This window comes from Nocardia tenerifensis NBRC 101015 (genome assembly GCF_000308715.1).
GTDB lineage: Bacteria > Actinomycetota > Actinomycetes > Mycobacteriales > Mycobacteriaceae > Nocardia > Nocardia tenerifensis.
This window is the reverse complement of record NZ_BAGH01000553.1, coordinates 1-11869: the sequence shown is the minus strand read 5'-3', so window position 1 is coordinate 11869 and position 11869 is coordinate 1. Positions and strand designations below refer to the sequence as shown.

The window sequence follows — 11869 nt, the reverse complement described above, 5'->3', positions numbered from 1 at the left end:
GCTCCAGCGAGGCCCGAAGGGTGCCAGCCAGGCTCGCAGGGCGCGAGCGAGGCCCGAAGGGTGCCAGCCAGGCTCGCAGGGCGCCAGCGGGACCCGTAGGGCGCTAGCCAAACTCGCAGGGCGCTAGCGAGACCCGGAGGGCGCTAGCGGCAGGGTGCCAGGCAGGCGCGCAGGGCGCTATCGAGACCTGTAGGGCGCTGGCCAAACCCGCATAGCGCCAGTGTGACCGCTCAGCGCCAGCCAGGCTCGCAGGATGCCGGCGAGACCGCAGGGGTCAGCGAGCTCGTGAGGCGCTAGCGAGACCCCGCAGGGCGCCAGCCACGCTCGCTAGGTGCCAGCCGAAGCGGCACAGCCCTATCCCTGTTCGCGTGCTCGATACCGCTCGAGCAACCGTACGTGCGCCGGCTCGAGCTCCTCGATCGAGCCGGCGCCGAGCAGGCGCATGGTCCGAATGATCTGTGTGCGGAGGATATCGATAGTGCGGTCGACGCCGGCCTCGCCGCCGGCCATGAGGCCGTACAGGTAGGCCCGGCCGATGAGGGTGAACCGCGCGCCGAGTGCGAGGGCGGCGACGATGTCGGCGCCGTGCATGATGCCGGTGTCGAGGTGGATCTCCATGTCGCCGCCCACCTCGCGCACGACGGAGGGCAGCAGGTGCAGTGGTACGGGCGCGCGATCCAGTTGCCGCCCACCGTGGTTGGACAGCACGATGCCGTCGACGCCGTGCCCGGCCAGGCGCTTGGCGTCCTCGACGGTCTGCACGCCCTTCACCAGGATGCGGCCCGGCCAGTTCGCCCGGATCCACGCCAGATCGTCGAAGCCGACGGTCGGGTCGAACATGGCGTCGAGCAGTTCGGCCACCGTGCCCGACCATCGGTCGAGCGAGGCGAACGCCAGTGGCTCGGTGGTGAGGAAGTCCCACCACCACCATGGCCTGCGCAGGGCGTCGAGCGCGCCGGTGAGGGTGATCGAGGGCGGCACCGTCATACCGTTGCGGACGTCGCGCAGCCTCGCGCCCGCCACCGGCACGTCGACGGTGACGACGAGGGTGTCGAATCCCGCTCGCGCCGCTCGTTCGACCAGCCCGAGGGAGCGCTCGCGGTCGGTCCACATGTAGAGCTGGAACCAGTTGCGCGCGTCGGGTCCGGTGCCTGCCGCGACGTCCTCGATGGCCGTTGTTCCCATGGTGGACAACGTGAACGGGATGCCGGCGCGTTCGGCGGCGCGTGCCCCCGCCAGCTCGCCCGCCGTGTGCATCATCCGGGTGAAGCCGGTGGGCGCGATGCCGAACGGAAGGGCCGCCGTCTTGCCGAGGACCCGTACCTCGGTGTCGGTCAAGGCCACGTCGCGCAGGATCGCGGGCCGGAACTCGATGTCGGCGAACGCTTCCCGGGCCCGGCGCAGACTGATCTCGGCATCGGCCGCGCCGTCGGTGTAGTCGAAGGCGACTTTGGGCGTGCGCTTACGGGCCAGTTCCCGCAAGTCCCAAATCGTCTGGGCCCGTGCGAGTCTGCGCTCCCGGCCGCCGAACGGACGCTCGAACTTGACCAGCGGCGCCAGCTCGCGCGGCCGGGGCAGCCTGCGCGCGGTCACCTGGCCGCTCCGGTCCGCAGGCGCAGCGAGTGCATGCCGCCGTCGACCTGCAGCATCGTCGCGGTGATGGAGGCCGACGCCGGGCCGGCCAGATACGCGACGGCCCCGGCGACCTCCTCGGCCGTGACGAGCCGTCCGTGCGGCTGGCGGGCCCGCAGCGCGGCCAGCTCGGCGGCGGGATCCCCGCTCGACGCCAGCAGGCGCTGTACCCACGGTGTGTCGACGGTGCCGGGATTGACGCAGTTCACTCGAATTCCTTCCCCGAGGTGATCGGCGGCCATGGCGCGGGTGAGGGAGAGTATCGCGCCTTTGCTCGCACTGTAGGCGGCGCGGTTGGGCAGCCCGGTGGTGGCCGCGATCGAGCAGATGTTCACGATCGCGGCGGCGGGCGATTTCCGCAGATGGGGGAGGGCGGCGCGGGACACGCGCACCGTGCCGAGGACATTGATCTCGAACACTCGTCGCCACTCGTCGTCGGTGTTGTCTGCGACGGTGCCCTGCGCGCCGATGCCCGCGTTGTTGACGAGAATGTCTATCCCGCCGAGACTTTCGGCGACGCGGGCGACGGCCCGCCGAACCGACTCGTCGTCGGCGACATCGCAGCGCACGGCCAGGTCCGACGCGTCGGCGGGCTCGAGATCGAGCACCGCGACGCGAGCACCGCCCGACCCCAATGTCTCGGTGACCGCTTTCCCGATGCCGGAGGCCCCGCCGGTGACCACCGCCACCAGTCCGTCGAACGTGCCGCGCGACGACATACCGACCACCTTCTCCCCTCGATTCCGGTGCAGACGGACCGCCGCCGGACAGATCCGATGTTTAACTCCGGCGAACATAACACCGATCGGGCCTGCTCGCGTGAGATTGCCACCGTGCAACCAGGATTGACGAATTTCCCAACTCCCATTGCACGACAAGACATCCGATGTATAGTCGTGATCCAGATCACTATCTGGAACGAGGATCACCCCATGGCGCACCTCACGGCGCTGGACACGCTCGATGTCCGGTTTCCGACCTCGCGCGAGCTGGACGGCTCCGACGCGATGAACCCCGACCCCGACTATTCGGCGGCCTACGTGATCCTGCGGACCGACGACCCCGCAGGGCTGCAGGGGCACGGATTCGCCTTCACCATCGGCCGCGGGAACGACGTGCAACGCGTCGCCATCCAGTCGCTCGAGCATCTCGTCGTCGGGCGGTCGGTGGCCGAGATCGCCGGGAACCTCGGAGGATTCGCCCGCGATCTCGCCGCCGATTCCCAATTGCGCTGGCTCGGACCGGAGAAGGGCGTCATGCACATGGCGGTGGGCGCGGTGCTCAACGCCGCCTGGGACCTGGCCGCCAAGCTCGCCGGAAAACCGTTGTGGCGGTTCGTCGCTGAGATGTCGCCCGAGCAGATCGTCGACCTGATCGACTTCCGCTACCTCACCGACGCGCTCACGCCCGACGAGGCCCTGGCGATGCTGCGCCGCGCCGAACCGGGTCGGGCGGAACGCATCGCCCGATTACTCGAGACCGGCTACCCGGCCTACACGACCTCGCCGGGATGGCTCGGCTACTCCGACGACAAGCTGGCCGGGCTGGCGCGGCAGGCGGTGGCCGACGGGTTCGGCACCATCAAGATCAAGGTCGGGCGCGACGTCGACGAGGACGTGCGCCGCGTCAAAATCGCCAGGGAGGCCATCGGACCCGATATCGGGCTCGCCGTCGACGCGAACCAGCGGTGGGACGTCGACGCTGCCGTCGACTGGATTTCCCGTCTGGCGCAGGCGAATCCGGCCTGGGTCGAGGAGCCGACGAGCCCGGACGACATCCTCGGGCACGCCGAGATCCGCCGCCGCGTCGCGCCGGTGCGGATCTCGACCGGCGAGCACGGCCAGAACCGGATCCTGTTCAAGCAACTACTGCAGGCTGGTTCGGTCGACATCTTGCAGATCGACGCGGCCAGGGTCGCCGGGGTGAACGAAAACCTGGCGATCCTGTTGCTGGCGGCCAAGTTCGGCGTTCCGGTGGTGCCGCACGCGGGCGGCGTGGGCCTGTGTGAGCTGGTCCAGCATCTGGCGATGATCGACTATGTCGCCATCACCGGAACCACGCGGGACCGCGCGATCGAGTTCGTCGACCATCTGCACGAGCACTTCCGGCATCCGGTGCGCGTGGCCGGCGGCCACTATCTGGCCCCGCGCGAGCCCGGTTTCAGCGCCGAGATGTTGCCGGACTCCTTGCGCGACTATGCCTTTCCCGACGGGTCCGCGTGGCGCGCGGATCCGCGCGCCGCTTCGATCCCACAGCAGGAGAACTCATGAGAACCGCCAGCCTCCTCGGCGTAACCCTCGGCGCCACACTGGTCATCGCCTCGGGCGCGGCCTGTTCCAGAGAGCCCGTGACCACCGGCGGTGGCGCGCCGGCGGTCACGGTCGGCGCCGGCGCGGACAACGGCGTCCTCGTCGGCGCCGATCAACCCCGCTCGGACTCCGACTTCTGGAGCGCCTACGCGGGTTATCTCGGCCCGAAGGCGGCCGCCGCGGGGGTGAAGCTGGAGAACACCTCGTCCGACAACGACGCCAACCGGCTCAAATCCAATGTCGACACGCTGTTGTCGAAGAACGTCAAGGCCATCATCATGGCCCCGCAGGACACCGCCGCGGTGAAGCCCGCGCTCGCCGCCGCCTCCGCGAAGAACGTGCCGGTAATCAGTGTCGACACCCGCCCGGACAGCGGCGGCGTGTACATGGTGGTGCGCGCCGACAACCGGGCCTACGGAACCAAATCGTGTATCTACCTCGGTGAAACACTCAAGGGCACAGGCAAAGTCGTGGAGTTCCAAGGCGACCTCAGCTCCATCAACGGTCGCGATCGCTCAGAGGCGTTCGCGGACTGTATGAAAACGCGGTACCCCGGCATCAAGGTGATCGAGATCCCCACCGACTGGAAGGGCGATCGCGCCGTCTCCGGTCTCCAGGACAAGCTGCTCACCGACCCGGACATCAACGGCATCTACATGCAGGCGGGCGGGGTGTTCCTGCAATCGACGCTGGCCCTGCTGCGGCGCAGCGGCAAACTGGTGAAAGCCGGTGCGCCGGGCCACATCACGATCGTGTCCAACGACGGCATCAAGGCCGAGCTGGACGCGATCGCGGCGGGCGAGATCGACGCGACCATCTCCCAGCCGGCCGACCTGTACGCGCAGTACGCGGCGTTCTACGCCAAGGCGGCCGTCGACGGCCGAAAGTTCGCGCCGGGCCCGACCGACCACGGCTCCATCATCATCGACACCGGCGTCGGCGGCACGCTGGAGGACCAACTGCCCGCCCCGGTCGTCACCCGCGACGGCGGCAAGGTGGGCGAACTCGACACGCTGAACCCGACCGCGCCCGGACTGTGGGGTCACGGCGGATGACGGGCGAACCCATCGCTGAGGCCGTCGACGTGTCGAAACGGTTCGGCCGCAACGTGATCGCGCTCGACCGGGTCGGCCTGCGGGTCGTGGCGGGCCGGACGCACGCGCTGGTCGGGCGCAACGGCGCGGGCAAGTCGACGCTGGTGTCGATCCTGACCGGGCTCGTGCCGCCCGACGCGGGGGAGGTGCGATTCAACGGACTGCCCGCGCCCTCGCCCGCCGACCGGGACGCGTGGCGGTCCAAAGTGGCGTGCGTGTACCAGAAGTCGACCATCATCCCCGATCTGTCGGTGGCGGAGAACCTATTCGTCAACAGTCAGGGTTTCGGCAGCCGAATCATCAACTGGCGCAGGCTGCGCGGGCGGGCGCGGGAGTTGCTCGACACCTGGTCGGTGCCGGTGGACGTGGACACCGTCGCCCGCGATCTGTCGGTCGAGCATCGTCAGCTGGTCGAGATCGCGCGTTCGCTCTCGCACGGAGCGCGTTTCATCATCCTGGACGAGCCGACCGCCCAGCTGGACGGGCCCGCGATCAAGCGGCTGTTCAACCGGGTGCGCGACCTTCAGGCGCAGGGCGTCACGTTTCTGTTCATCTCCCACCACCTCGACGAGACCTACGAAATCTGCCAGGACGTCACGGTTTTCCGGGATGCCAGGCATGTGGTGACCGCTTCGGTCGAGGAGCTCGGCAAGCGAGAACTCATCGCGGCGATGACCGGTGACTCGATCGAGCTGGAAACCCCGGTCGCGCGCCGCGAGCCCGACGCCGCGGCGGCGGCGACGCTGAGAGTCGAAGAACTCTCGCGGCCCGGCGAATTCACTGAGGTGGCGTTCGAGGTGAAGGCGGGGGAGATCGCCGGGCTCGCGGGCGGCGGCAGCAGCGGCCGGATCGAGGTCGCCGAGACCATCGTCGGATTGCGCAAGGCGGCAACGGGTTCGGTCGCGGTGGCCGGCCGTCGGCTGGGGCGCGGCGGAGTCCGGGCGGCTCTCGACTCCGGGATCGGCTTCGTGCCGCGCGACCGGCACGAGGAGGGCCTGATTCCGGAGATGAGCGTCGCCGACAACGCCACGCTGACCGTGCCGCGCCGACTGGGCCGGCTCGGCCTGCTGTCCCGGCGAACCCGGAATACGGTGGCGGGCAGGGCGATCGACGACCTCGGCATCAAGACGGAGGGGCCGGATCAGAGCGTCGCCGAGCTGTCCGGCGGTAATCAGCAAAAGGTGGTCTTCGCCCGCGCGCTGGCCACCGATCCGTCGGTGCTGGTGTTGATCACCCCGACGGCAGGGGTCGACGTGCGGTCGAAGGAGACCCTGCGCGCCGTGGTGCGCGACGCCGCGGACCGAGGCACCGCCGTACTCGTCGTGTCGGACGAGCTCGACGATCTGCGCGACTGCGATCGGGTCCTGGTGATGGTGCAGGGCCGGATCGCCGGCGAATTCGAGAAGGGCTGGGGCGACAAGGAACTCGTCGCCGCAATGGAAGGACTGTCATGACCCCGATCGCTACCGGGCGTGAACCAGCGGCCCGCGGGTCCGCGGCAAGGCGGCCGTCGGCGGTGCGCTGGGGTGCGCTGCGCGACTTCCTGCTGGTGCCGCCGATCCTGCTGGTGCTGGTGGTCGGCTACTTCATCAACACCAACTTCGTCTCCGGCACGAACCTCACCAACGTGCTGACCTCCATGAGCGGCATCGCGCTGATCGTGCTGGCCGAGGTGCTCGTGCTGGTGGTCGGCCGGATGGACCTGTCGCTGGAGTCGACCTTCGGCCTCGCCCCCGGCGTCGCCATCTGGGCGACCATGGGCACCGCGAAGGTGGGCGCCTACACCTGGACCTCGCCGTGGATGGCCATCCCCATCGCGCTGCTCGTCGGCCTCGCGGTCGGCGCGCTCAACGGGGTGCTGATCGTGCGGTTCGGGCTGAACGGCTTCATCGTCACGCTGGCCATGCTCATCGCCCTGCGCGGCCTGCTGACCTTCCTCACCGAGGGCTTCACGCTCACCAAGATCCCGCCATCGGTCGAGTGGCTCGGCAACACAAGGGTTTTGGGCGTTCCGGTCGACGTGGCGCTGTGCCTGGCCTTGTTCCTCCTCGGCTACCTCGTGCTCACCTATACGACGGCCGGACGCGCGCTCTACGCCGTCGGCGGCAACGAGGCCGCCGCGCGGGCGGCGGGAATCCGCACCGACCGCGTCGTCATCGCCGTGCTGATCGTCGCGGGCGGGCTCGCCGCGATCGGCGGACTCATCTACTCGGGGCAGTTTGCCAGCGTGCAGGTGAGCCAGGGCGACGGCATGATCTTCCAGGTGTTCGCCGCCTGCGTGATCGGCGGCGTCGCGCTCAACGGCGGGCGCGGCTCGGTGCTCGGCGCGTTCTTCGGCGTGCTCATCCTGACGCTGATCCAGAAGCTGCTGTCCTATGGCGGGGTCAGCGCCGACTCGCTGAAGTTCATCAACGGCGCGTTGATCCTGGTCGCCCTGGTGATCACGCGCGTCGCCAGCGGACGACGGCAGGAGTGAGCGTGCGAATCGCCTTGCACACCAGGCTGAAACCCGGCGCCGAGGCCGAATATGAGGCGGCCCACCGTGCGGTGCCCGCCGAACTCGTCGCCGCCATCCGGGCGGCCGGGGCCACCTCCTGGACGATCTGGCGCAGCGGCACCGACCTGTTCCACGTGATCGACTGCGTCGCTTACGATCTGCTGCTGAGCAGCCTGACCGAGCTGCCCGTCAACATCGCGTGGCAGGCGCGGATGGACGGGTATCTCGAAGCGGCGCACGACTATTCGACGGCGGGGGTCGACGCGGCGCTGCCGGTGGTGTGGGAGCTGAATCCCTCGGGCGGCGCCGGTGAATGACGTAGCCGACATCGTCCTCGGCGGCGCGGGCTACGCGGGGCTGTATCGCGCCGTGGACGAGCGGGAGGCGCGAGCGGGGATCGCGGCGGCCTGGGACGCGGGGATTCGCGCGTTCGACACCGCGCCGCACTACGGCGCGGGCAGCAGCGAGGAGCGGCTCGGCGGGTTCCTGCGGACGCGGCCGAGATCGGAGTACACGGTGACGACGAAGGTCGGCCGGCTGCTCTACGACGACCCGCTCGCGCCGGACGGCGTGGACGATTTCTACGGCGCGCCGAAACGCTCACGGCGACGGGACTATTCGGCGACGGGGGTGCGGCGGTCGCTGGCGGACTCGCTGACGCGACTCGGCGTGGACCGGGTCGATCGGCTCCTGATCCACGACCCGGACGAGTATCAGGACGAGACGATGGCGGGTGCGGTGCCCGAGCTTGCCCGAATGCGTGCGGAGGGCACAGTTTCCAGCATCGGGGTCGGTGTCAATGACGTGGACGTGGCGTTGCGTTTCGTCCGCGAGACGGCCATCGATCACGTAATGATCGCGGGCAGATACACCTTGCTCGACCGGCGCGCGGAGACCGAACTGCTTCCCGAGTGTGCGCAGCGCGGCGTTCGAGTGCTGGTTGCCGGCGTGCTGAACAGCGGGATCCTCGCGGACCCTTGGCACAGGACGACCTTCGATTACCGGCCCGCTCAGCGCGAGATCGTCGACCGCGCACAGGCAATGGCGCGTGTCTGCGCGAAATACGATGTCCCCCTGCGCGCCGCCGCCCTGCAATTCCCGCGCCGCAATCCCGCGGTCGCGGCGACCGTCATCGGCGCGGGGACCAAGGCCGAGGTCGAGGACACCATCGCCATGCTGAACACCCCGGTCCCCGAAGACCTGTGGCATGAGGTGGTTCGCCTATGACCAGCCCCGGCCTCACAGAGATCTCACGCACACCGAATTGCATTGGTGTGCGGCGAATCAGTGTATGTGCGGCGACGAGACGGTTACCCCGCGGCGCGGCGCAGCCACTCCATGACGCCCGCCACATGGGCGAGGGCGCGCGCCTCGGCGAGATCGGGGTCGCGGGCGGCGATGGCGTCGCAGATGCCGCGATGCTCGGCGACGGTGCGCTCGAACGCCCGCTCCTCGGTGACGCCGCGCCAGACGCGGGCCCGCATCGTCGGCAGCGACAGCGAATCCAGCAGCGAGGCAAGCACTTTGTTGCCGGAGGCGGCGGCGATGGCGGCGTGGAACTCGAGATCGAGCGACACCAGCTCGGTCACCGACTCGGTCTCGGGCTCGACGAGGGTGCGCAGATGGGCGATCCCGTCCTCGGACATGGAGCGCGCGGCCAGCGCGGTGGCGGCGGGCTCGAGGATGCGCCGGACGCCGAGGATGTCCAATACCGAGTCGTCCTGGTGGAATTCGAGCAGAAAGCTCATCGCGTCGAGCAGCGACTTCGGCTCGAGGCTCGCCACGTAGGTGCCGTCGCCCTGCCGCACGTCCAGGATCCGGACCAGCGACAGCGCGCGGACCGCCTCGCGCAGCGAGTTGCGCGAGACGCCGAGCTCCGCGGCGAGATCCGCCTCGCGGGGCAGTCGCGCGCCCGGCTCGAGGTCACCCGAGATGATCATCGCCTTGATCTTCGCTATCGCGTCGTCGGTGACCGACACCTGTTTCCTTCGTCCTGGAGAATGTGAAGCCATGCCTCCGATGACTGTAGACGCCCATGTTCATGTCTGGCGCGTAGACGGCGGAAAATTCAACGTGAAGTACGACTGGCTCACCAAAACATCCGATGTTTTATACCGAAATTACACCTTGACAGATATCGAACCGGAGCTGGCCGAGCACGGCGTCGGCGCGCTCGTGCTCGTGCAGGCCGCCGATTCGCCGGCCGAGAACCGCGTGCTGCTCGCCGCTGCGGCCGCCTCGCCGCACCCGGCCGCCGTGGTCGGCTGGCTGCCGCTGCACCGCCCCGAGCTCGTCGCCGCCGAGTTGCCTGCCCTGCGCGCGCATCCGGAGTTCGTCGGCGTGCGGCACATGATCCACCGCGACCCCGACCCGAGATGGTTGCTGCGCCCCGAGGTTTCGGACAGCCTCGGACTGCTCGCCGAGGCGGGCCTCGTCTTCGACGCGGTGGCCGAGCGGCCCGATCTGCTCGCGCAGGTTCCGCTGATCGCCCGCGCGCACCCCGATCTGACGGTTGTCCTGGACCACCTCGGCAAGCCGCCCATCGCGACGGGCGAGTGGCAGCCCTGGGCCGATCTGCTCGCCGAGGCGGCCGCCGAGCCGAACGTGGTCGCGAAGATCTCCGGCTTGGCCACGGTCTCCGGCGCGGAGATCACCGCTCGGCGCTGGCAGCCCTACGTCGACCACGCACTGGCGTGCTTCGGGCCGGGGCGGCTGATGGCCGGCGGCGACTGGCCTTTCACGCTCACCGCCGCGTCGTACCGAACGGTGTGGCGGACCACCCTGGCGACGCTGGCGCACCTGAGCCCCGTCGAGCGCGTCCAGGTGCTGACCGAAGTCGCCTGGCGCACATACCGACTACCCCTCGCACCGACCTGGATGACCGAAGGAGACACCGAATGAAGTTGCAGCGCATCGGCGCGGCGGGCGCCGAGCGGCCGATCGTCGTAGACGGCGGGCACGCCTACGATCTGCGCTCGCTGACCGCCGATATCGACGGCGACTTCCTCGCCGCGGACGGCATCGCGGCGGTCGCGACCGCCCTTGGGGCAGGCCGGCTTTCGCGCATCGAAGTAAGCGGCGAGCGCGTCGGCGCGCCGATCGCGCGGCCGCACGCGGTCTGGTGCGTCGGGATGAACTACGCGGCGCACGCGGCGGAGTCGGGTTCGGCGCCGCCCTCGACGCCGGTGGTGTTCTTCAAGACCCCCAACACCGTGATCGGCCCGTACGACGACGTGCTGATCCCGCCCGGCTCGACGAAGACCGACTGGGAGGTGGAGCTCGCGGTCGTCATCGGCAGGCGCGCCCGCTACCTCGACTCGGTCGAGTCGGCGATGGAACACATTGCCGGATACACCATCTCGAACGACGTCTCCGAACGCGCGTTCCAGCTCGAACAATCGGGCGGACAGTGGTCGAAGGGCAAGTGCTGCGAGACCTTCAACCCGCTCGGTCCCGCGCTGGTGCCCCGCGACCGGCTCGACGCGGGCAACCTGCGGCTGCGTTCGTTCGTGAACGGCGAGCCCCGACAGGACTCCAGCACCGCCGACCTCATCTTCGACGTCGGCTACCTCGTCTGGCACCTGTCCCAGTACGCGGTGCTCGAACCCGGCGACATCGTCAACACCGGAACGCCTGCGGGCGTGGCACTTTCGGGCCGGTTCCCGTACCTGCGCGACGGTGACGTGGTCGAGGTCGAGGTCGAGGGGATCGGCCGGGCCAGGCAGCGATGCCTCGCCGCCGCCCGCGAAACATCGCCGCTGCGAGCGTGATTCCTACTTCGCGCCGAGTACCGCCAGTGCCCGATCCACGTCGTCGGCGGTGTTGTAGAGATGGAACGCGAAGCGCAGCCCGCCGTTTCGCGCGGAGGTGATGATGTCGGCCTGCTCGAGGCGCGGTGCCGCGTCGCCCGCGCCCGGGACGGTGACGATGGGCGCGCGGTTGGGCACGGCGTCGAGGCCGAGTTCGGCCAGGCCGGCGCGGAAACGGTCGGCGAGCGCGAGATCGTGCGCGTTGATCCGCTCGACGGTCAGCTCCTCGATCAGCGAGATGCCCGCGCTCGCGGCGATCACGCCGAGCCAGTCGGGGGTGGAGTCGAATCGGCGGGCGGTGCTCGGCAGCTTGAGCGGGTTGTAGAGCTCGGCCCACGGGTCGGCGGCCGCGTACCAGCCGGGCCCGACCGGCCGTATGTTCTCGGTGGCCTCCGGTCCTGCGGCGAAGAAGGAGACGCTGCGCGCGCCGATCAGCCATTTGAACGTCGCGCACACCCAGTAGTCGGCGTCGGCGAAGCTCAGCGGCAGCCAGCTCGCCGCCTGCGTGGCGTCCACCAGCAGCCGGGC

12 protein-coding genes are annotated in these 11869 nt (G+C 69.5%); 8 read left to right on the top strand and 4 right to left on the bottom strand.

Features of this window, described 5'->3' with window-relative positions; all coding sequences use genetic code 11:
* Window positions 1–354: 354 nt before the first annotated feature.
* Complete coding sequence (locus ON39_RS36405) at window positions 355–1593, bottom strand: alpha-hydroxy acid oxidase (RefSeq protein WP_146251306.1); 1239 nt, start codon at window positions 1591–1593, stop codon at window positions 355–357.
* The gene (locus ON39_RS36400; protein WP_040740940.1) at window positions 1590–2351 is read right to left on the bottom strand and encodes an SDR family NAD(P)-dependent oxidoreductase; all 762 of its coding nucleotides are present in this window, start codon (window positions 2349–2351) and stop codon (window positions 1590–1592) included. The genes ON39_RS36405 and ON39_RS36400 overlap by 4 nt, the downstream gene beginning before the upstream one ends.
* A 213-nt stretch (window positions 2352–2564) precedes the next feature.
* Between ON39_RS36400 and ON39_RS36395 the strand changes: the two genes are divergently transcribed.
* From ON39_RS36395 to ON39_RS36370, 6 genes are read left to right on the top strand one after another with little or no spacing between them, the layout of a single operon-like run.
* Window positions 2565–3902, top strand: a complete 1338-nt coding sequence (locus ON39_RS36395) for an enolase C-terminal domain-like protein (RefSeq protein WP_040740942.1) — start codon at window positions 2565–2567, stop codon at window positions 3900–3902.
* Window positions 3899–4996 carry a sugar ABC transporter substrate-binding protein gene (locus ON39_RS36390; RefSeq protein ID WP_040740937.1) on the top strand — a complete coding sequence of 366 codons (1098 nt, stop codon included), beginning with the start codon at window positions 3899–3901 and terminating at the stop codon, window positions 4994–4996. Before ON39_RS36395 ends, ON39_RS36390 begins: the two co-directional genes overlap by 4 nt.
* Window positions 4993–6489, top strand: coding sequence for a sugar ABC transporter ATP-binding protein (locus ON39_RS36385; protein WP_040740936.1), 1497 nt, complete (start codon window positions 4993–4995; stop codon window positions 6487–6489). The genes ON39_RS36390 and ON39_RS36385 overlap by 4 nt, the downstream gene beginning before the upstream one ends.
* Window positions 6486–7511, top strand: a complete 1026-nt coding sequence (locus ON39_RS36380; RefSeq protein ID WP_040740935.1) for an ABC transporter permease — start codon at window positions 6486–6488, stop codon at window positions 7509–7511. The genes ON39_RS36385 and ON39_RS36380 overlap by 4 nt, the downstream gene beginning before the upstream one ends.
* 2 nt (window positions 7512–7513) lie before the next feature.
* Window positions 7514–7849, top strand: coding sequence for an L-rhamnose mutarotase (locus ON39_RS36375; RefSeq protein WP_040740941.1), 336 nt, complete (start codon window positions 7514–7516; stop codon window positions 7847–7849).
* A complete protein-coding gene (locus ON39_RS36370; protein WP_040740934.1) occupies window positions 7842–8759 on the top strand; it encodes an aldo/keto reductase in 918 nt (305 codons plus the stop codon). Before ON39_RS36375 ends, ON39_RS36370 begins: the two co-directional genes overlap by 8 nt.
* Window positions 8760–8842: 83 nt before the next feature.
* On the opposite strand, the gene ON39_RS36365 is transcribed toward ON39_RS36370, so the two are convergent.
* Entirely contained in the window at window positions 8843–9511 is a 669-nt protein-coding gene (locus ON39_RS36365) for a FadR/GntR family transcriptional regulator (protein WP_040740933.1), read from the bottom strand.
* 40 nt (window positions 9512–9551) lie between these two features.
* On the opposite strand from ON39_RS36365, the gene ON39_RS36360 reads away from it, so the two are divergent.
* A complete protein-coding gene (locus ON39_RS36360) occupies window positions 9552–10433 on the top strand; it encodes an amidohydrolase family protein (protein WP_040740932.1) in 882 nt (293 codons plus the stop codon).
* Window positions 10430–11302, top strand: coding sequence for a fumarylacetoacetate hydrolase family protein (locus ON39_RS36355; RefSeq protein ID WP_040740931.1), 873 nt, complete (start codon window positions 10430–10432; stop codon window positions 11300–11302). The genes ON39_RS36360 and ON39_RS36355 overlap by 4 nt, the downstream gene beginning before the upstream one ends.
* 3 nt (window positions 11303–11305) lie before the next feature.
* Here the strand turns inward: ON39_RS36355 and ON39_RS36350 are convergent.
* Window positions 11306–11869, bottom strand: a 564-nt coding sequence (locus tag ON39_RS36350) for an aminotransferase class V-fold PLP-dependent enzyme (protein ID WP_040740930.1), incomplete at its 5' end; no start/stop codon positions are given.